The organism is Roseibium sp. MMSF_3247, from assembly GCF_030733765.1.
Taxonomy (GTDB): domain Bacteria; phylum Pseudomonadota; class Alphaproteobacteria; order Rhizobiales; family Stappiaceae; genus Roseibium.
In genome coordinates, this window is record NZ_JASHII010000003.1 from 586,875 (window position 1) to 606,386 (window position 19,512).

The 19,512-nt window shown below is 54.5% G+C and carries 18 protein-coding genes and 1 tRNA gene; 7 read left to right on the top strand and 12 right to left on the bottom strand.

Going from position 1 to position 19,512, the window contains the following annotated elements:
• Positions 1-32: 32 nt before the first annotated feature.
• The gene (locus RBB44_RS13025) at positions 33-1,004 is read right to left on the bottom strand and encodes an MBL fold metallo-hydrolase (protein WP_306147769.1); all 972 of its coding nucleotides are present in this window, start codon (positions 1,002-1,004) and stop codon (positions 33-35) included.
• 253 nt (positions 1,005-1,257) lie between these two features.
• Between RBB44_RS13025 and RBB44_RS13030 the strand changes: the two genes are divergently transcribed.
• Positions 1,258-2,154, top strand: a complete 897-nt coding sequence (locus RBB44_RS13030; protein WP_306147770.1) for a LytTR family DNA-binding domain-containing protein — start codon at positions 1,258-1,260, stop codon at positions 2,152-2,154.
• 125 nt (positions 2,155-2,279) lie between these two features.
• Here the strand turns inward: RBB44_RS13030 and RBB44_RS13035 are convergent, their stop codons facing one another.
• The 7 genes from RBB44_RS13035 to RBB44_RS13065 form a co-directional block, all read right to left on the bottom strand.
• Positions 2,280-3,167 (bottom strand): protein-glutamate O-methyltransferase CheR, encoded by an 888-nt coding sequence (locus tag RBB44_RS13035; protein WP_133951493.1) that lies wholly within the window; start codon positions 3,165-3,167, stop codon positions 2,280-2,282.
• Entirely contained in the window at positions 3,164-4,393 is a 1,230-nt protein-coding gene (locus tag RBB44_RS13040) for a chemotaxis response regulator protein-glutamate methylesterase (RefSeq protein ID WP_209179940.1), read from the bottom strand. The genes RBB44_RS13035 and RBB44_RS13040 overlap by 4 nt, the downstream gene beginning before the upstream one ends.
• Before the next feature lie 15 nt (positions 4,394-4,408).
• Positions 4,409-4,774, bottom strand: coding sequence for a PleD family two-component system response regulator (locus tag RBB44_RS13045; RefSeq protein ID WP_133951489.1), 366 nt, complete (start codon positions 4,772-4,774; stop codon positions 4,409-4,411).
• 38 nt (positions 4,775-4,812) lie between these two features.
• Positions 4,813-5,304 (bottom strand): chemotaxis protein CheW, encoded by a 492-nt coding sequence (locus tag RBB44_RS13050; protein ID WP_133951487.1) that lies wholly within the window; start codon positions 5,302-5,304, stop codon positions 4,813-4,815.
• A complete protein-coding gene (locus RBB44_RS13055) occupies positions 5,301-8,111 on the bottom strand; it encodes a chemotaxis protein CheW (RefSeq protein ID WP_306147771.1) in 2,811 nt (936 codons plus the stop codon). Before RBB44_RS13055 ends, RBB44_RS13050 begins: the two co-directional genes overlap by 4 nt.
• Positions 8,112-8,243: 132 nt before the next feature.
• Positions 8,244-8,888, bottom strand: a complete 645-nt coding sequence (chpT, locus tag RBB44_RS13060) for a histidine phosphotransferase ChpT (RefSeq protein ID WP_133951483.1) — start codon at positions 8,886-8,888, stop codon at positions 8,244-8,246.
• Positions 8,889-9,085: 197 nt separating this feature from the next.
• A complete protein-coding gene (locus RBB44_RS13065; RefSeq protein ID WP_306147772.1) occupies positions 9,086-9,463 on the bottom strand; it encodes a YHS domain-containing (seleno)protein in 378 nt (125 codons plus the stop codon).
• Between the two features lie 231 nt (positions 9,464-9,694).
• Between RBB44_RS13065 and RBB44_RS13070 the strand changes: the two genes are divergently transcribed.
• From RBB44_RS13070 to RBB44_RS13080, 3 genes are all read left to right on the top strand, one after another.
• Positions 9,695-10,300 carry a DUF1134 domain-containing protein gene (locus tag RBB44_RS13070; RefSeq protein WP_306147773.1) on the top strand — a complete coding sequence of 202 codons (606 nt, stop codon included), beginning with the start codon at positions 9,695-9,697 and terminating at the stop codon, positions 10,298-10,300.
• A 119-nt stretch (positions 10,301-10,419) separates the two neighbouring features.
• Positions 10,420-11,727: a hypothetical protein gene (locus RBB44_RS13075; RefSeq protein WP_306147774.1), complete on the top strand. Its 1,308-nt coding sequence runs from the start codon at positions 10,420-10,422 to the stop codon at positions 11,725-11,727.
• Positions 11,728-11,808: 81 nt separating this feature from the next.
• Entirely contained in the window at positions 11,809-12,582 is a 774-nt protein-coding gene (locus RBB44_RS13080) for a DeoR/GlpR family DNA-binding transcription regulator (RefSeq protein ID WP_008194524.1), read from the top strand.
• Positions 12,583-12,661: 79 nt separating this feature from the next.
• Here RBB44_RS13080 and RBB44_RS13085 read toward each other — a convergent pair.
• Positions 12,662-12,737 (bottom strand) — tRNA-Glu (locus RBB44_RS13085).
• Positions 12,738-12,848: 111 nt separating this feature from the next.
• Positions 12,849-13,205: a hypothetical protein gene (locus RBB44_RS13090; protein WP_040451014.1), complete on the bottom strand. Its 357-nt coding sequence runs from the start codon at positions 13,203-13,205 to the stop codon at positions 12,849-12,851.
• Between RBB44_RS13090 and RBB44_RS13095 the strand changes: the two genes are divergently transcribed.
• The 3 genes from RBB44_RS13095 (at position 13,204) to RBB44_RS13105 (ending at position 17,646) form a co-directional block, all read left to right on the top strand.
• Positions 13,204-14,229, top strand: a complete 1,026-nt coding sequence (locus RBB44_RS13095; protein ID WP_306147775.1) for an RluA family pseudouridine synthase — start codon at positions 13,204-13,206, stop codon at positions 14,227-14,229. The genes RBB44_RS13090 and RBB44_RS13095 overlap by 2 nt on opposite strands.
• A gap of 167 nt (positions 14,230-14,396) precedes the next feature.
• Positions 14,397-15,284 carry an RNA polymerase sigma factor RpoH gene (gene rpoH / locus RBB44_RS13100; RefSeq protein ID WP_040451015.1) on the top strand — a complete coding sequence of 296 codons (888 nt, stop codon included), beginning with the start codon at positions 14,397-14,399 and terminating at the stop codon, positions 15,282-15,284.
• Between the two features lie 142 nt (positions 15,285-15,426).
• Entirely contained in the window at positions 15,427-17,646 is a 2,220-nt protein-coding gene (locus RBB44_RS13105; protein ID WP_306147776.1) for a CHASE2 domain-containing protein, read from the top strand.
• 34 nt (positions 17,647-17,680) lie between these two features.
• Here the strand turns inward: RBB44_RS13105 and RBB44_RS13110 are convergent, their stop codons facing one another.
• A complete protein-coding gene (locus tag RBB44_RS13110) occupies positions 17,681-18,622 on the bottom strand; it encodes an ABC transporter substrate-binding protein (protein ID WP_306147777.1) in 942 nt (313 codons plus the stop codon).
• 23 nt (positions 18,623-18,645) lie between these two features.
• A complete protein-coding gene (locus RBB44_RS13115; RefSeq protein WP_306147778.1) occupies positions 18,646-19,398 on the bottom strand; it encodes an ABC transporter permease in 753 nt (250 codons plus the stop codon).
• Between the last annotated feature and the right edge of the window lie 114 nt (positions 19,399-19,512).

The window sequence follows — 19,512 nt, forward strand, 5'->3', positions numbered from 1 at the left end:
GCCTCTCTAGTTTCAGGGATGGGGCCTGTGCGCTAGAGGCTAAGCTGATAGGACGCTGGTACGTAACGGAAGCCGTCACCGTCCGTTGCAACATATCCGACGGCTGGGAATGGCATATGGTAGCCGACAAATGGGATACGGTCGGATGCGAGCATGCCCAGGACAGATTTCCGGGTTGCTGCCGCAGCTTCCTTGTCCATATCAAACCGAACTTCCCAGTCAGGGCGCGCCAACGACCAGACATAGTGATTTGCCAGGTCAGCAGCGAGAAGAAGCTGCTGACCGCCATCTTCCAACATATAAAGTGTATGACCCGGTGTATGACCGTAGGCAGCCATTGCGGTGATCCCACCGGCAACACTGCCACCTTCATCCAGGAAAGTCATCTTGTCCGCGAGCGGCTTGACGTTTTTGGTCATCAGTTTTGTGACACCGTTCGCTTCCGGATCCATTCCCGCCCAGAAATCATATTCTTTTTGAGCGATCACGTAACGCGCATTCGGGAAAGCTGGCGCACCGCCCTCCATCAGGCCACCGATGTGGTCAGGATGCATATGGGTGATGACCACGACGTCGACCTGTTCCGGAGTGTAGCCTGCGCTTTCCAGGGCAGCACGCATGTTGCCCCGCGCTGGGCGTCCACCTTCGCCAACGCCAGTGTCAAAGAGAACCAGCTCAGAGCCTGTGTTGACCAGAGTGGGTGTGAAAAACGCTTTGAACGTGTCCGCAGGGATAAAGGACTCTGACGATTTTGCCGCAAATGTGTCCGCATCGACATTCATGCCGAAGGTCTTTTGTGGCTCACCAACGGTCACGGCACCATCCAGCAACGTGTTGACCTCAAAAGAGCCAACATTGTAGCGCGCGACGGGTGCAGCCATAGGGCCTTGCTTCTCGGCAGCAGCATGCACTGCTCCAGAAGACACCACTCCAGCTCCTACTGCAGCAGCCCCTGCCCCGAGAAGCGCAGCGCGCCGCGTCAGTTGGACTTGGATATCACTCATGTGTATTTCCCTTGATTGATCAAACTGGGTCCAAGGCTTTTTAACTCGTCATACAACGAAGCCGTGAACGAACACATTTGGATAACTGGGACACAATAGCTGACAGTAAACCGCCTTAGACCAATTGAGCCCTCATTAATTCGTGAATTCTTAAGCGTAAAAATAATATCAATATTTCCAGATGCTTATTGAAGTTTTCCATTCATGCATCATCAATGGTATGATGAACCCTGTCCGATGGAAGGAATTCTGAATGACGCGGCACGGGTCGCTAACATTGTTTGGGCTGACCCTCGCTGCAGCGGGATTGCTGGCTGCGAACCAACAGACGCGGCCGGAGGGATGGCCTGTCATCGGCGTTTATGGCTATTGGTTGGTCCGGATCGGAATTGAATCCACTCTGTTTATAGCCTTTTTGCAGCTGCTCAGCTTGTTGCCCAGAATTGCCAAGCATACCCTTTGGGCAATCAGCCTCGCTGCACTCGCAAGCTACATTCCCTTTGTCCTATCTGTAACCGCACTGGATATTGTTCTCGGACTCCCTGAACTCGACGCGCCCGCATTGGGCGTAGCGGGATCCGCAATTCGACTTGGGGCGTTTCTGCAAGAGCTTGTCTATCTCTTGGACAACCATATCGCTTTGTGCGCGTTGCTCAGCATTCCCATGATACTCCAGGCATGTTGGAGACCGGCACAGCTTCAGCCACTCAGCGGCGCAAACACTGGCTCAACGCAGATGTCAGCCGCAGAACCATCCGGCCCGGGAATAACAGAACCAGAGAACACCTCGACAAAATCATCTTTGCTGCAGAGCCTGTCACCACCATTTACTGACCGCATTCTCCGCGCAGAAGCTCAAGAGCATTATGTAAAACTGGTCGGCCCGAATGACACACAAATGGTGCTCTACAGGTTCAGCGATATTCTCCGGGAGCTTCCGGAAAACACTGGCATGCAGGTTCACCGGAGCCATTGGATAGCCCACGAGGCCATTCAGCAGGTCCAGAAAGAGGGCAACAATACGCGGCTCGTGTTGAACGACGGAACTCAAATCCCGGTTAGCCGACGCTATGTCAGCACGGTAAGAGCCTGGGCAGAGCAAAATCTGCGACAACCGTCAGCTGATTATGGATCTCAAATCGATAAATAGAACCTTAGTCCGTCAGGACGAACTGGCGCGGACCTCCACCGGCACTTGCATCGTTCCAGATCAAAAGAAAAGCCCGCAAAGTTTCGGGAAAACCAGCGGGCTTTATAGAAATTTGGAGTGTCGCCTTAACGGAGCGTTGTTGCACCAACTGCCAGCCGTGATGTTGCCCCTGCCAAAGCAGGACGTGTCGCCGTCTGAGCAGCCTGCTTTTTCTGAAAAAGACCGCGTTTCCCAGGAACCGGTTTGAAGGCATCAGTCAAGCCAACCACCGTTTCAGCTGCGCCCAGAACCAGGAAACCATCATCTGGGAGAGCCTTGGCGATCCGCTCTAGGATCTCGGTCTTCGTCGGTTGATCAAAGTAGATCAAGACGTTCCGGCAGAACACGATATCGAACTCCCCGATATGAGAGAACTGCTCCAGAAGATTCAGTTTCTTCCACTCGATCATGGCCCGCAATCCGGCATTGATCTGCCACATGTCGCCCTTTTGATCGAAGTATTTCAACAGAAGCTGGATCGGCAGTCCGCGTTGAACCTCGAACTGGCTATAAAGCCCGGTTTTCGCCTTTTCCAGCACTTCCTGCGAGAGGTCTGTGCCCAGAATGCGGATCCGCCAACCGCCGACCTTTGCGGCCGCCTCTTTCAGGCAAATCGCGAGCGAATACGGTTCTTGGCCAGTCGATGCGGCCGCGCACCAGATTTTAATCTGCTTACGGGTTGCACGGTTTTGCAACATTGCCGGAAGCATCGTCTCTTTGAAATGCTCAAACGGGGTCTTGTCGCGGAAGAAGAACGACTCATTGGTCGTCATGGCTTCGACAACTTCCGTTTCCAAAGCCCGGTTGCCACCTTTTTGCAGTGACTGAATCAGCGCACTCAAGGTTTCCAACTTGGAACTACGGGCAATCGGCAACAGCCGGCTTTCCACCAGATATTGCTTGTCGTTTGACAGAACGAGACCGGAGCGCGTTTTCAAGAATGTCTTGAGAAAATCAAATTCCATAGGGGTCATCGTGTGCTCCCCTTCAAGACGCGGGACACCTTCGGTCCGATTGCCTTCAATGGCAGAACTTCAGAGCACATGCCGGTGTTGGCGGCTGCTCCAGGCATACCCCAAACAACACTTGTTTCTTCATCCTGAGTGATAATGCTACCGCCTCCTGCGGCAATTGTCCGGACGCCATTGGCCCCATCGGAGCCCATGCCGGTCAAAATCAAACCAAGGCAGGCCGACCCATAGGCCTTCGACACACTGTCAAAAAGCGGATCAACTGCTGGCTTACAGAAATTGACAGGCGGTCCGTCATTGAGCCGTATTTTTACAGCTCCACCCTCTTTTTCGACTGTCATGTGCTTGCCACCCGGAGCGACATAGATGTTTCCGGGTTTCAATACCTCGCCATCCTCGCCTTCTTTTGACGGGCGCAGCGCGGCTTTCCCCATATGTTCAGCGAGAATCGCCGTAAACGTCGGCGGCATGTGCTGTGTAATAACCACCGGCACATCATTCATTGCCGTGCCAATTTCCTTCATGACTTCCTGCAAAGCCTGAGGTCCACCGGTCGACGACCCGATTGCCAGGATCCGCGGACGCGCTGAGGAATACGGCCGGAGTTTAAACTTCGGCGTCGCGGCTGCCCCTTGAGGACCAGCTCCGCGAAAGCTTGCACGCGTATCAACAGCTGGACGAGCAGCCGGAGACGTTGGTGCGGATGGCCGTGATGTCTGGCCAGCACGCGTCTCCGCACGCATCGTCCGCACTGGTGCACGCATCCGAATAGCACGGGCGCCAAGGGCTTTGACCTTGTCGATCAGTTCCCGGCGGAAATCGACAGATGTAGTGACTTCAGAAGTCGACTCCGGCTTAGGGACGTAATCGGCGGCGCCCAATGACAGGGCCTTAAGACTGACCTCCGCGTTCCGACGCGTCAGTGTGGATGCCATGATGACAACCAAGTCCCGTTTCTTTGCCAACATAAGCGGCAAAGCAGTCATCCCGTCCATTTCCGGCATTTCAATATCGAGGACCACAACATCAGGGTTGCTTTTCTCAATATCCTCGACGGCTAACCTGCCGTTCCGGTGAGAGCCGACAACCTTGAGCGCCTTGTCCTCACCGAGCCACCTGGTCAAAAGCCCACGGATCACAACGGCATCATCCACCACCATGACCTTAATCGGGTCTGCACCCGGCGTGACCCCAGCCGTCACATTTCGTTGAGCAAATGCCATATTGATCGACCAACTCTGTACTTAGATAAGCCCAACTTCTTGAAACTTGGCTTCCACGATCTCACGATCAAACGGCTTCATAATGTATTCATTTGCACCCGCACGAATTGCCCGGGCGATATGAGCAACATCATTTTCCGTCGTACAAAACACGACCACAGGACTTTCGCCGCCTTCCTCTGCGCGCAGGCTGGTCAAGAACTCCAGCCCATCCATGACAGGCATGTTCCAGTCCAGAAGGATGGCATCCGGCATTGTCTTCCGGCATTCTTCAAGCGCCTTCTGACCGTCCTCTGCCTCGACAATCTCGAAGTTCATATCTTCAAGGATCCGGCGTGCGACCTTTCGAATGACGCTAGAGTCATCGACGACAAGGCACTGTTTCATCGGGCGTAACTCCACTATCGACCGTCTTGCAGGTCTTTTTATGCTGCTGCCATGGGTTCGGTGAACATTGCGCCAAGCAAGCGGTCCACGTCCAAAATTACCATCAACTGACCATCAAGCCGATGGACACCACCTGCGATTTCCGCCCAGCGGCGATCCAGGTTCGATGGGTTTGGTTCAGCTGAACTGGACGGCAGGGTCAAAACCTCACCGACCGTGTCGATAACCAGTCCATAGCTCTCATGTTTGTATTCGATACCGACAGCCATCATCTGCTCATCCTGAAGCGGCGGCAGATGCAGCCGACGCCGCATATTGATCGCAGTGACAATACGTCCACGCAGGTTCAATACGCCTTGTACTTCCGGTGCGGACATCGGGACCCGTGTCACGCTCTCAGGAACAAACACATCGTGAACCTGAGAGATCGGCAATCCAAACAACTGACCGCCAATCACTACGGTCACATATTGGATCATGTCGTTGCCGGCATTTTTATCTCCGGCAACCTTGTTCTCCAACATACTCATGCGGCAGCTCCCAAATCACCGGCAAAGATATCTTTCAACGCTGCGATCAGACCTGGACGGTCGAATTTTGCGACGTAATCATCAAATCCAGCCTGACGGCCACGCTCGATGGACGCGGGCGTCACAAGCGAAGACAGTGCTAGGATTGGCATCTGTCGGAAACGCGGATCACGACGGATTGCCTCGCAGAACTCGAAGCCGTTGATTTCAGGCATCTCGATATCGCTGACAATCGCGTGGAACTTGTCACCGTTTTCCAACAGTTCGAACGCCTGCGATACACCAACACAAGTGGTTACATCGTAACCGGCCGCTTTCAGAACGGGTGTCAGCATATTGCGGAAGAAAGACGAGTCGTCGACAAAGAGAACTTTCTTCGTCAGCGCCTCAATGTCCATTTCTTTCCGCATGAACCAGTCTTCGAACGCCTGCGGCAGATAGAAGCCAAGGTCGATGATCTCGGTCGCACGTTCTTTGACAATCGCGGAGCCGAGAACGCCCGGGCGTTCCGAACCGACTTCGATGTTCATCCGGTCCTCGACGATGTCGACGATTTCGTCGACCACAAGGCCCATGGATCGACCCGCATCGGAGAACACCAGCATCGGCTGGGTGCCTTCGGTCTTGTGGCTGTCGCCGTCGTTGACGTAAACGAGCGGCATGAGCGCACCGCGGTATTGCACCAGATCGCGACCATTGGAACGTTCGATCTTGGAAATGTCGAACTCTTCCAAACGCGTGACCAGCGACAGCGGAACTGCCTTCGGTTCTGGAGCACCGGCGCGGAAAAGAAGCAACGAAATCGCGTTCTGTCCGGTCATTGCCTTTTGCTGCAAATCCTCTTGTTCGTCTTCGCTGTTTTCTGCGACAGCACTGGATGCATGGCTTGCCATTGCGCCTGCAATGCCGTTCGGGTCGATGATCATGATCACCGAACCATCGCCGAGGATGGTGTTGCCCGAGAACATGTCGAGATTACGCAGCATGGTGGACATCGGCTTGACCACGATTTCTTCCGTGTGGAAGACACCATCTACGACAACACCGAATGTCTGGCTGCCGACCTGCATCACAACGATGAAGCCGTTATCAGCATCAATCGCCTCGTCTGCGTTTTCGCCCTCATAGATACCCAAAAGCTGGGACAAATGGACGAGAGGAAGCAGCTTGTTGCGCAACCGAAGGACCGGCGTGTCCTTGATGCGTTCAATCCGATGCTCGGAGTTCTTCTGAACACGCACCAACTCCACGACAGAAAGCTGCGGAATTGCAAACCGGTCGCCACCGGCCTCAACGATCAACGTGGAAACGATCGCAAGGGTCAGCGGGATCTTGATAATGAAGCTCGAACCCTTGCCCGTAACAGACCGCAGATCAACGGTTCCGCCGATCAATTCGATGTTGTTGCGGACAACGTCCATCCCGACACCACGGCCAGAAACGCTTGTCACTGCCGCCGCTGTCGAGAAGCCTGCATGGAAGATGAACTTCTGAACCTGAGCATCCGTCATCTTCTCGACTTCGGCCTCGGTCGCAAGACCACGCTCGATGATCTTGGCCTTTACACGCTCAACGTCGATACCCTTACCATCATCACGAACTTCGATGATGATGTGGCCACCTTCGTGATAGGCAGCAAGGGTGATGATGCCCTTCTCCGGCTTGCCAGCTGCGCGGCGTTCTTCCGGACGCTCCAATCCGTGGTCGGCGGAGTTCCGAACCATGTGCGTCAGCGGATCCTTGATCATCTCAAGAACCTGACGGTCAAGTTCGGTGTCAGCGCCGATCATTTCCAGTTCGATCGGCTTCTCCAGATCCTGGCTCAAATCGCGAACGATCCGAGGCAGTTTCTGCCAAGCATTGCCAATCGGCTGCATGCGGGTCGCCATCACGCCCTCTTGCAACTCGGCAGTCACATTTGACAGGCGCTGAAGCGGAACCTTGAATTCACTGTCTTCATGGCGGCGTACAATTTCCAGAAGCTGGTTCCGGGTCAGCACCAGCTCGGACACCATCGTCATGAGGTGTTCAAGCGTATCGACCGCAACACGGATGCTCTGGTTGGAGACACCACCGCCGGATGCTTTCTTCTCGCCGCCCTCACCAGAAGGCTTGGCTTTTGCCGCTGGCTGCGCCTCTGCAGGCTTTTCAGGGGCTTTTGTTGCCGCTGGAGCCGGGGCCGGCGCCTCAATTTCTTCCGGCTGCTCGTCCGGAGCCTCATCTTCAGCGCTTTCGGCAACCTCGACTTCAATCTCGGTCTCACGGAAGGCACGCTCAAGCTCATCGAGCGAAACTTCGCCTGGCCGCAACGGCCGTTCAATGGTTTGTTCAGGCAGTGTAAAGTCGTCGCTGTCGGTCGCAGCTTCGGCTTCCGGCTCAGCATCCGGCGCCGGTTCATCGGCTGCACCGCCGCCGGCCATCGCGGCATCAGCCGCTGCAGACATCTCTTCCAGCTTACCGATCAGCTCGCTGTCATCGCCTTGCGGTTCTTCGCCTTCAGCAGCTTCCAGCTCACCAAGAATGTCCTTGATCTGGTCAATGGAAACCAAGATCAATGACACCGCGTCTTGGGTGACCGGCGCACCGTCGCGGAACTTGCCCATAAGGGTTTCAGCCGCGTGTGCAATTCCTTCAAGCCGGGGAAGGCCCAAGAACCCACAGGTGCCCTTAATCGTATGTACCAGACGGAATATGTTGTCTAGAATCGTAGCGTTGTTCGGTTCTTGCTCGAATTTTACGAGCTCCACGTCTACAACGTCGAGACTCTCATTGGTCTCGGTAATAAATTCCCTGAGGAGGTCGTCCATGGCCTGCTCTCACCCGACTTGTTACTGGTTCCGCACCCTGAAAAGGATGTCTGGACCGGGAAGTCCATGAGAGTAGATTGGCGTCAAAGCGTTAAGATACGCTGAAGCAAAAAGATTCTTTTCGGGCCTAAGTTATTCGGTCGGAAGGGCTGTTATTTTTACGCAGTCTTCGTCTTTATCTATTGTTAACTCCATCCCGCACTCACGCGCCAGAAGCAACGAGTAAATCGGCTGAACAGAGTGTGCATCAACGCGCTCAGGCTCTTCTCCGCTCAAGGTTTCCTTCATTCCAAGTGGAATTCGCGGGTTCAAACCAGCCGCATTCAAAGTAAAGGACGGAGATTGTGGTGTCCCACTCATTTCAACCTTGATCTCGCCCCCACGCGGAACGCACTGATTGGCGATCAGGATGAGATTGAGAAGCAACTTCACAAAATTTTTCGGCATCAAGTGCCGGTCCAGTTGCCAATTCAGGTTGGATTTTTCATTTTCCATAAACCCGGTGGCAACCACTTGGGCATCGCCAAGATCAATCTCTGCGCCGGCGGATCCGGCAGCACCAAAGGCAAGTCGTGCAAACTGCAGCTTGGCAGACGCCTGTCGCGCACTTTTCCGGATCAGATCCATGGCGAATTCGCGCATGTCCTCAGACCCTTCTTCATCCAGCACTTCCAGTCCATTGGTGATCGCACCAACCGGACTGATGATGTCGTGACAGACCCGGCTTGCCACCAGGGCTGCAAGATCCATGGATGAAAGCTCTTTAAGTGCGGACATTGCTCGACGCTGCTCTTTGTAAAAAACCTGCCAAAACGACCTGATTCGCAAGCCGATATGCCAGCGTTACACATCCGCAAAGGCCCTGCCAAGGCGGCAAATCAGCCGATTTCCCGGTCATCCAAGCTATTTTTGGAGATACATCTGCCGAAACCGGCAAACCAAACTCAAATCCGTCCCAACGGCCACATCAATCGTCATTCCGGCAGGCAGCCGACAGTTTCAGCATACGACCGAGCTTCGGTGAGCCTTTGGGTGCCATTCACAATGAATAGAAACCGGTTGACCACCGAATAGAAGAACATCAGCCGCCCTTCGACTATCGCATAGATAAACGGATTTCCGGCCGTCGCGAAGCCTTCCGACAGGCCATATCCGCCGCAAGCCGCAAACATCGGGGCATAGGCATTGGGGTGCAGTTTGAAGGCTTCCATATTGCCCTTGTTGACGAAAACCCACTCGGTGTTGCCCCATTTATATGTGTATTCCCGGCTTCCCTTCCGCGGGTATCCATCAACAAAATAGCTGACTGGGTCGTGCCCACCAATTGCATACCCAGTAATCGGATCCGGCACAAAGCTCCTCGGACGTGCCTTTCCGTCGACACTCCACAGACAAATAACCGCTGCAAGGATTGCAGAAAGACACATCCAGGTCTTTTTTGGGGGCCAACGTTTCATTGATTCGGCGGACACGTCTTTCATCAATTGAACTGCGAATCATCACTGTATTCGTTAAGTTTAACATCGAAGAGACGCAACGCAGCGAGAAAGACGTCGCCTGTCTGGCGCCAAGGAGTTTACTGGATGGCACATATGTCACGGCTCATATTTTCAATTCTTCCAGCCGCCGCAGTCATTCTGCTTTTGTCCGTTGGACCCAAAGCTGCGTTCGCACAGACCACGACCAACACGCAGTCGCCCCCCGTCAACACTTATGACCAAGATCAGATCCTGCAAACGGGGCATCAGTTTTTCGGATCTGTGTCTGGTGGGCTGGCCTCGGTTGTGGAGAGAGCTTTTGCAAGTTATGGCGAACCAAATGGGTACATCCTTGGGGAAGAAGGCTCTGGTGCATTCGTTGCAGGTGCCCGGTTTGGAGAAGGTCAGCTTTACACCCGCAATGCAGGCAACCACAAAATATTCTGGCAAGGACCGTCTATAGGTTTCGACTTTGGAGCTGACGGCGCACGCGTCATGATGCTGATCTACAATTTGCCGAGCATTGACCGGGTTTACGACCGGTTCAGCGGCGTAAATGGGTCCGCCTATCTGGTTGGCGGCGTCGGCATGACAGTCCTTGCAAAAGACTCAGTCTTCGTGGTCCCGATCAAGGCCGGGGTCGGCGCACGCCTCGGGTTGAATCTCGGTTACTTGAAATTCACAAGAGAACCGACTTGGAATCCTTTCTAGAGACCTGCAAAAACTATCAGGGTCCAGCCTCAACTGGAGCCCAGACTTGGCTATTAAACCGATGTCCTCTAATGATGATGTAACGTCTTGATGCTTTGAACGGCCACCGGGAGCCTGATGTGATAGAAGCGGCGATGTATGTGGCACTAGGGTTTTGCACGGCCGGGCTGATTTGCCTTGCGATCCTGCCAGCTTTCTATCGCCGTGCCGCGAGACTGACCGAAGAGGCTCTTCGGGCTGTCAATCCATCCAGTTACGCAGAGGTCCGAGCTGCGCAAGACCAGGCACGCGCACAACATGCCGTCGATCTGCGCCGCGTTGAACAGTCTCTGAACGCCGAGCGGGAAAAGGCGGCAAAATGGCACGTGGATGTGACACGGCTGAAAACAGAAATGGCTGCGCTGGAAAAAAGCCACGAAGGCGAGATTTCCAAACTGAAAGAAGAGCTTTCTGCAAAAGCCTCTGATGAGAAATCAGCTGACATGCTGTCCTCGGAAGTCGCACAACTAAAGCAAAAACTCGCCGAAGCTGAGAAGGCTCTGGCGGAAAGCTGGTCTCAGAAACCGGAAACCGGCGAAGACGTGCTCGCAAAAGGCGCGCAAGGCGAAGACACTTCCGATTGGCTGCCTGCCACAGACACGATGGCGCTTGCGACCATCACGGGGTTGGAAGCTGAAGTTGCGACCTTGAAAGCGCGCCTGGCCAAGGCGGAACCGTCTGTTGCCGGAGAACTCGACGCTGAACGATCAGAGACTGCCCGGGCCCGCCTTGCAGAGCTTGAAGCCCAGCTTGTGGATACTGAGGCAAAGTTCATAACTGCTCAGGCGGAAGTGACCCGGCTTTCCCTGCAGCTGGACGCAGCCGACATTAAGGACAGCGATCTTCAGAAGCATTTGACCGAGCAGTTGGAAGCGCTGGCAACAGAAAACGCGCAAAGACTTTCTCAGCTAAAAAACAAGGACCGCACGGTCAACCGGCTAACCGGGGAGATCAAGAAGCTTCGGCAAGACCTTGCCGCCACCTCTTCCCTTGCGCAGGTGCGGCAGGATTTCCGGCAGCTGGTTGCTCAAGTGTCAGCGGACCCTAACGATAAAAAGAAAGCCGCTTCCAAGCCCTCCCCCAAAGCAGCCGGCAAATCGGCACCTGTGTCGAATACCGCTGGTGACATGAAGCCCAAGAGAAGAACACGCCGTGCTGCCGCTAGTGCCGAAAAGCCAAACACAGCGCCTCCACCGGCTCCCAAAGCCGCAGAAAGCTCATCTACCACAGATATCGCCAACGCGGCGGAAGCCCTTGTTAGCCGGATTGTTGCGTCGACCCGAAAAAACAAAGAGCCCTCGAGTGACAGCGATCAAGTGCCCCCTGAAAAGACAGATCCGCCGACTATGAAAAAGCCGAAACAACGGCGGACCGCCGGGGCTGCCTGACAAGAGTTCTGCTGCGACAGAAGGCGTCAGTTTGTGTGCGTTTTGAATTATTGAACTAACTTCCTACCGGACCAATACCTCATGCTTATCGAACGCCATAACGCCATTCTCGAACTGGCCCGCCAGATGGGTCGTGTCAGCGTGGACGACTTGGCGAAAAGATTCGAAGTCAGTCCGCAGACCATCCGTAAAGACTTGAATGAGCTGTGTGAGCGCCGACTTCTCGCACGCACGCACGGCGGAGCCTTACTCTCATCTGGTATTGAAAACGTCGGCTATGAAGCAAGACGCATCATTTCCAGCAAGGAAAAGGCTGACATTGGCTCCAGTGTCGCTGCACTCATTCCCGACAATGCGTCTATTTTCATCAATATCGGCACGACAACTGAGGCGGTCGCACAGGCGCTGTTGCAACACCACGGACTGATGGTGATCACCAACAACCTGAATGTCGCCAGCTTGATGCGGGGTTATTCCCAGATTGAAGTGGTTGTTGCCGGCGGGGTTTTAAGGCATGCCGACGGCGGAATTGTCGGCGAAGCCGCAGTTGATTTCATGCGCCAATTCAAGGTGGATTTTGCAGTGATAGGCGCATCTGCCATTGATCCGGACGGGTCTTTGCTCGACTACGATTATCGCGAAGTCAAAGTCACCAAAACGATCATGGAAAATGCTCGGCATGTGATCTTGGCAGCGGACAGCACCAAGTTTGAGCGCACCGCGCCCGTCCGGGTTGGCCACCTCTCGCAAGTCACGACGCTTGTAACCGACCGTTGCCCGAGCCCGGAATTCGCGACGATTGCAAAAGACTCAGATACGCAGCTTATCGAAACTGAAAACCTGCCGGCCATCTAGAAGCGGCCAAGTGGTAAGCCTTTTCGAAACCAGCCACTTGTGACCAGTTTAAAAATAGACCTAGATCTCGAGAGAAAGTTGGCACGCCCAACGGGACTCGAACCCGTGTTTCCGCCGTGAAAGGGCGGCGTCCTAGACCGCTAGACGATGGGCGCGCGGGGCTTGAAAGTTGCTTGTTTCAAGCCGAGGACCGTGCGTATAAAGGGGGTTCGAGCAGGACGCAAGCCCCCTTGGTCATTTTTTTGAAGTCAACCGGTCTATATCCACTACCGGCCGACGAAAACCGTCCGGCCCAATAATTTTCCATCTTGCGGATCAAACCGGAGCAAGGCGGTGGTGGTGCCTTCACGCACGAGAACGAGCATAATCCCTTCTGATATCGTTGCCTGCAGAACTTCGGCATCAGCACCGACATTTAGGGTTTCAACGATTGCGGCCTCAGATGGATCGGCCTCATAAGTGTTGATCTTGTAAAGGATTGCTGCAAAGACAGCGATAAACCCGGCAAACATGATCAGGGACGACCCGAGCAACAGGCGCTTCAGTTTTGCCTGAACGCGTTCGGTCGCAGGATCTAAAGGGGCATCTTCCGGACCTTCATCCCGGAAATCAGGTTGAGACATGACAGACAATTCCCAAGACGATCCGGCCAGCTTTGACGCGGATTTCATTTTAAAGGTTGATCCTGAGGACGCCGGGAAGCGGATAGACGCCGTCCTTGCATCGCATTTGGAAACATTGAGCCGGAACAGAATTCAGTCACTGATCAAGGCGGGCGACGTTTCCATCGGAGGCGCGAAAATAGGGGAGCCGAAATACCGGGTCAATGAAGGTGACGAGATTACTTTGCATCTTCCTGAACCGGAGGATCCGGATCCCAAAGGCGAAGACATTCCGCTCAGTGTGGTTTTCGAAGATTCACATGTCATCGTAATCGACAAACCGGCTGGGTTGGTCGTTCACCCTGGTGCCGGCAACTGGACCGGCACACTGGTCAACGCCTTGATCCATCATTGCGGTGACAGTCTGTCGGGGATAGGCGGGGTGAAACGTCCCGGCATTGTTCACCGGATCGACAAAGACACGTCAGGGCTTCTAGTCGTCGCCAAAACGGATCAGGCACATCAAGGGCTAGCAGCACAATTTGCAGATCATGGCCGCACCGGACCACTGGAGCGAGCATATTCCGCGCTTGTGTGGGGCGCGCCATCCAGCCTCAAGGGTACGATTGATGCCAATCTGGCCCGTTCTCAGGCAAACCGGCAGAAGATGGCGGTTGTGAAAACGAGCGGACGTCATGCAATTACGCATTGGCAGGTCAAGGAACGTTTCGGCGCCGCGGACCAGCCTCCACTTGCCTCACTCATGGAATGCAGACTAGAGACAGGCCGAACTCATCAGATCCGGGTCCACATGGCCCATATTGGCCATCCATTGCTTGGCGACGATGATTATGGCTCCGGCTTCAAGACGAAAATCAACCGGTTGGAAGAGCCATTAAAGAGCCTTGTCGGCGGTTTCACACGGCAAGCTTTGCATGCTGGACTGTTGGCATTTGAGCATCCAGTTTCAGGCGAGACACTGCGCTTTGAGAGCCCATATCCCGATGATTTTGCAAATCTTTTATCCGGATTACAAAAATTTTAGAAAGCCAATTCGCATTGAAGCCATGCAATCGGCAAAATTCAACCTATATTAGCTGTTCGCGTGTGCCGATAGGGCACGCATTGTAACTTGGTTGCCTCAGCCAAACGCCTGCGCTCTGCGGGGCAAAGTGGGGAACCGGGTGATTTCGACGAGAGGGGGTGCATTCAATGGCCCAGAACTTACCGACACTCACTGCAGGGGAAGGCGGACTTAGCCGCTACCTTGATGAGATTCGCAAGTTTCCGATGCTTCAGCCGCAGGAGGAGTACATGCTCGCCAAGCGGTACAAGGAGCACGAAGATCCGGAAGCTGCCGAGCGCCTTGTGAATTCACACCTGCGCCTCGTTGCCAAGATCGCCATGGGTTATCGCGGGTATGGTCTCCCGATTGGCGAGGTCGTATCCGAAGGCAACGTTGGCCTCATGCAAGCCGTTAAACGTTTTGAGCCCGACAAAGGGTTCCGTTTGGCGACCTATGCCATGTGGTGGATCAAGGCTGCCATCCAGGAATACATTCTCCGTTCCTGGTCACTCGTCAAAATGGGGACGACAGCCAACCAGAAACGCCTGTTCTTCAATCTGCGCCGCCTGAAGGGCAAGATACAAGCGCTGGAAGAGGGCGATCTGAAGCCGCACCAGGTACAGGAAATCGCAACCCGTCTCGGCGTTTCGGAAGAAGAAGTCGTGTCGATGAACCGCCGCCTCGGCGGCGACGCAAGCCTGAACGCACCGATCCGGGCGGAAGCAGATGCTGGCGAATGGCAGGATTGGCTCGTCGACGAAAGCGATAGCCAAGAAACCTTGCTTGCCAATCAGGAAGAACTCGACATGCGTCGCAAAATGCTCAGCGACGCTATGGACGTTCTGAATGATCGGGAACGCCGGATTTTCGAGGCTCGCCGGCTGTCGGAGGACCCAATGACGCTGGAAGATCTTTCCGGAGAGTTTGGTGTCAGCCGGGAGCGCGTGCGGCAAATCGAGGTCCGTGCTTTTGAAAAGGTTCAAAAAGCGGTCCGGAACAGTGCCCGCACGCTTGACCAACAACCAGCCGCTTAATCGTCTGGAACACAGATTTAAGGAAACGCCGGGCAAAACGCCCGGCGTTTTTTGTTTGCTGGTCCGTCTGAGCTTGCTCCTTGGCGCCTTACCACCCTAGGGTCAGGACCACTGCTGGTTAGTTTCAAGACATCAGGCACCAATGGCGTTTCGGATAGACCCTTTTTTTTCACGGCGCGGTTTTGTTGCCCTCACCGCAACCATCGTCCTGATTCTCATGACCGGGCTTCGGATTGCCAATCCGGACTTTCTCGTTGCCGTTCGGGAGCTCACATTCGATTACTATCAACGTTTCAGTCCGCGCGAGTATATGCCCGCCCCAGTTCGGATCGTTGACATTGACGAGACCTCCATCACCGAAATCGGGCAATGGCCGTGGCCACGCACCAAAGTTGCCGAGCTGGTCGAAACCCTGACTGAAATGGGCGCAGCCGCCATTGCATTCGACGTAGTTTTCGCTGAACCGGATCGAACGTCGCCAACGCAAATTCGTGCTTCCCTTCCCCCAGAGACGCCAGCGAGTGTTCAGGAAGCTCTGCAACAGCTGCCGGACAATGATGAACGTTTCGCCGCGACAATAGCCAGCGCACCGGTTGTTCTCGGCTTCGCGATCTCGGATCAGTTAACCGGCCGAACGCCTTTGAAAAAAGCCGGCATTGCCTATGGGGGAGCAGATCCTGTTACGATCCTGCCGCCCTTCCCAGCCGCAGTCCCCAGCCTCGACGCACTTCAACAAACAGCGAGCGGAATTGGATCGATTTCTGTTTCCCTCGATGATCGCGATGGCGTCATCCGCCGCATTCCATTGATTACGAGCGACGGAACCAACGTTTATCCAGGCCTGATCACAGAGGCCCTTCGGGTGGCCCAGGGAGCAAGCGGCTTGATAGTCCGAACGACCAACGCCAGCGGCGAAGTGGACAGCGGCACTCCAGCAATAACTGACCTTAAAATTGGTGCTTTTGAAGTTCCAACAACAGCTGCAGGGGAAATGTGGGTCCATTACACACCGGACCAATCAGATCGATATGTCCGGGCGATGGATTTTTTTAAACCGGAGCACTATGGCGTACTTGCGCCGTTGATCGAAGGGCAAATTGTGCTGGTCGGAACGTCTGCAGCAGGCCTCCGTGATATCCGCTCAACCGCGATCGGTGAATTGGTTCCAGGTGTGGCAGTGCATGCTCAGGCACTTGAGCAAATCATCAACGGTCAGTTTCTGAGCCGGCCGGACTGGGCAAGTGGCCTGGAGACACTCACGACTTTTTTGGTCGGTGCGCTTTTCATTCTCATCTTGCCCATCATTGGCAGCGTTGGAACAGCCTTGCTTGGCGGTATTGTTGCCGCGGTGCTGATCGGCGGTTCTTTCTACCTTTTTTTGGACAAAGGGCTTCTCATCGACCCGATATACCCAAGCCTGTCTGTGTTTCTTGTCTTCGCAGCAGCAACGGTCATGCTCTATTTTCTGACTGAACGTGAAAAGCGTTTTGTCCGGCAGGCATTCAGTCAATATCTCTCTCCGGATCTCGTGAATCAGCTGGAGAAGGCGCCGGAACAACTGACATTGGGCGGTGAGATACGGCCAATGACCATACTGTTCATGGACATTCGCGGCTTCACGCCAATCTCCGAGCAACTGACGCCGACAGAGCTCGTTACCTTCCTCAATACTCTGCTCTCTCCTCTGTCCGATGCCATCCAGGCCGAAGGGGGAACGATCGACAAGTATATCGGTGACAGCATCATGGCGTTCTGGAATGCCCCAATACCCGTGCCGGACCACGCAGAAAAAGCAGGCCGGGCCAGTCTCGCTATGCTTAAGATTGTCGATGAACTGAACGAGAAAGACGCATTCGGTTTCAAGGCGCGCGGATTAAAAGCACAGACGGTTCAGATCGGTATAGGTCTGAACAGCGGCGATGCCTGCGTTGGCAACATGGGCTCAGAGCACCGGTTCAATTATTCTGTGATCGGCGATGCGGTAAACGTGGCATCGAGGATTGAATCAAGTTGCAAGGCAGTGGGCGCAGATCTCCTCGTCTCGGAAGAGACAAGAAAGCAGGCACCGGAGCTGGCCTACCTGGAAGCCGGCGAGATTTCTCTCAAAGGCAAAAGCGAAACCGTCACACTGTTTGCGCTGTTAGGCGATGAGAACTACGCAAAATCCGAGGATTTTCAGAGGCTCGCTCAAAATCACAATTCACTTATAAGTGCGATCGAAGCAGGCAATGTAACTACCGCACATAGTGCTCTCACTACCGCCCAGCAGTCCGCCCCACGGCTCAGCAGCTTTTACGCCCCGTTTGCCGCCCGGATTGCAGACCTCCCCTTGGCGCAAGACGAAAGCAGCGCGGCATCCTGAGACACCGCGCTGCTGATTTAGAAGTTAGTGATGATCAGCGGATCTCGACCGCATAGGTATCGACAGGAACCACTTTAGAGATCAGGTCATTTTCAGCCATGAACTCCGCAAAACGCTGATAGCGGCCTTCATCAAGGGCTGCCGGGCGTTTTGCGAAACGCGGCAGCGTATCGGCCCAGGCGCGTTTGTTCAGCTCGTCATTCAGGTTCGGGTAGGCTTCGATGAACGCATTCCAGGCTTCGTCCGGATGGTTCGTCAGGAAAATCGTTGCCGCTTCGATGGCCGCCATGAATTTTACGTAGCGCGGATCATCTGTCTTGTCCTTGTGAACAACGTAAATCAGCTCGTCAAAAATCGGCACACCGTTCTCTTCCGGATAGAACGCCTTGCCTTCCTTGCCTTCAATCTCAATCTGAGTGAGCTCGAAATTCCGGTAAGCACCAATGACCGCATCGACTTGGCCGGACATCAGCGACGGTGACAGAGCAAAGTTGACGTTGATCAGCTCGACATCGTCGACACTGAGATCGACAGACCGCAGCATCTGGCCGAGCATGGCGTCTTCAAACCCGGAAACAGAAAAACCGATCTTCTTTCCCTTAAGGTCTTTCAATTCCTTGATCGGACCATCTTTGAGGACGATCAGTGAGTTCAATGGTGTCTCAACAAGCGTTCCGATCCATTTGAGCGGAAGTCCTTCCTCGATCTGGGCGTGCAAGGTCGGCTGATAGGAAATGGCAATGTCGCCCTGTCCTGCTGCAACCAGTTTCGGCGGCATCGCAGGGTCGGCAGGTTCTATCAATTCGACATCCAGACCTTCTGCCTCAAAGAATCCCATCGCTTGGGCGGTGATCAGCGGTGCGTGGTCGGGATTGGTGAACCAATCCATCAAGACCGTCAGTTTTTCGGCTGCTTGTACAGGTGCCGACGCAAACAGAGCGGCTGCGAAAGCGGCAGAGAGCAGTGTTTTTTTCATTCAATCCTCCAAGGAAAAGCAGATCAGTCTTCAACCTGCCAAGGAACAAGAAACCGGGTGAAATGGTCTACGGCGAACCGCAATGACAGAACCATGAGAGCCAGCAGGATCAGCGCGGCAAACATCACGTCCGTCTGCATCCGTGCGTTGCTTTGAAGCATGATGAAAGCGAGCCCGCCCTTCGCGCCGACCCACTCCCCAACAATCGCACCGATTGGTGCGAAAACAGCCGCGATCCTCAAGCCGGACGCCAAGGCAGGCATGGCAGACGGCAGCCGGAACACCCAAAGTTCCTTTAGGCGAGACACACGATAAAGGCGGCTGAGGTCCGCAAGCCCGGGATCAAGGCGGCGCAGCCCATCATAGAACGTGGAGGTCACGGCAAAGAAGATCACCAAAACCGCCATGACAATTTTGGAGGCTAATCCAAATCCGAGCCACAAAACGAGGATCGGCGCGATCGCAAAAACGGGCAAGGCCTGGGTGACGAGGATCGTCGGCATAATCGCCCGTTTGGCCACGGGAAACACCCAAATAAGGATCGCCAAAAGGCACCCTGCAGCGACCCCAAAGACGAAGCCGAGAAGTGTCTCGGAAAAGGTGATGCTTGCATGGTGCAGGAGAAACAGACCCTGGTTCTGAAACGCAACAAAAACGCGCTCAGGGCCAGGTAGCATATAAGGCGGGATTTCAAAGAAACGGACCAAGGCCGCCCAAATGAAAACGGCGACCGCAACGCCGGCACAGCGTTTCAGCAGGAAAACCAAAACCATCATATATCGCCGTTCCCTACCGGGATGGCGTATGGTTTTGTGAATCTATAAAGGGCAGACAGCTGTTGTACAGCGTGTGCCCCGCGCATTAACGCATTAGCAGACATAAGGATCTCC

Coding starts and splice junctions, on each gene's coding strand:
- RBB44_RS13025 (WP_306147769.1), bottom strand. CDS start 1,004: ATGAGTGATATCCAAGTCCAACTGACGCGGCGCGCTGCGCTTCTCGGG.
- RBB44_RS13030 (WP_306147770.1), top strand. CDS start 1,258: ATGACGCGGCACGGGTCGCTAACATTGTTTGGGCTGACCCTCGCTGCA.
- RBB44_RS13035 (WP_133951493.1), bottom strand. CDS start 3,167: ATGACCCCTATGGAATTTGATTTTCTCAAGACATTCTTGAAAACGCGC.
- RBB44_RS13045 (WP_133951489.1), bottom strand. CDS start 4,774: ATGAAACAGTGCCTTGTCGTCGATGACTCTAGCGTCATTCGAAAGGTC.
- RBB44_RS13050 (WP_133951487.1), bottom strand. CDS start 5,304: ATGAGTATGTTGGAGAACAAGGTTGCCGGAGATAAAAATGCCGGCAAC.
- RBB44_RS13055 (WP_306147771.1), bottom strand. CDS start 8,111: ATGGACGACCTCCTCAGGGAATTTATTACCGAGACCAATGAGAGTCTC.
- chpT (WP_133951483.1), bottom strand. CDS start 8,888: ATGTCCGCACTTAAAGAGCTTTCATCCATGGATCTTGCAGCCCTGGTG.
- RBB44_RS13070 (WP_306147773.1), top strand. CDS start 9,695: ATGGCACATATGTCACGGCTCATATTTTCAATTCTTCCAGCCGCCGCA.
- RBB44_RS13080 (WP_008194524.1), top strand. CDS start 11,809: ATGCTTATCGAACGCCATAACGCCATTCTCGAACTGGCCCGCCAGATG.
- RBB44_RS13095 (WP_306147775.1), top strand. CDS start 13,204: ATGACAGACAATTCCCAAGACGATCCGGCCAGCTTTGACGCGGATTTC.
- RBB44_RS13090 (WP_040451014.1), bottom strand. CDS start 13,205: ATGTCTCAACCTGATTTCCGGGATGAAGGTCCGGAAGATGCCCCTTTA.
- rpoH (WP_040451015.1), top strand. CDS start 14,397: ATGGCCCAGAACTTACCGACACTCACTGCAGGGGAAGGCGGACTTAGC.
- RBB44_RS13105 (WP_306147776.1), top strand. CDS start 15,427: ATGGCGTTTCGGATAGACCCTTTTTTTTCACGGCGCGGTTTTGTTGCC.
- RBB44_RS13110 (WP_306147777.1), bottom strand. CDS start 18,622: ATGAAAAAAACACTGCTCTCTGCCGCTTTCGCAGCCGCTCTGTTTGCG.
- RBB44_RS13115 (WP_306147778.1), bottom strand. CDS start 19,398: ATGATGGTTTTGGTTTTCCTGCTGAAACGCTGTGCCGGCGTTGCGGTC.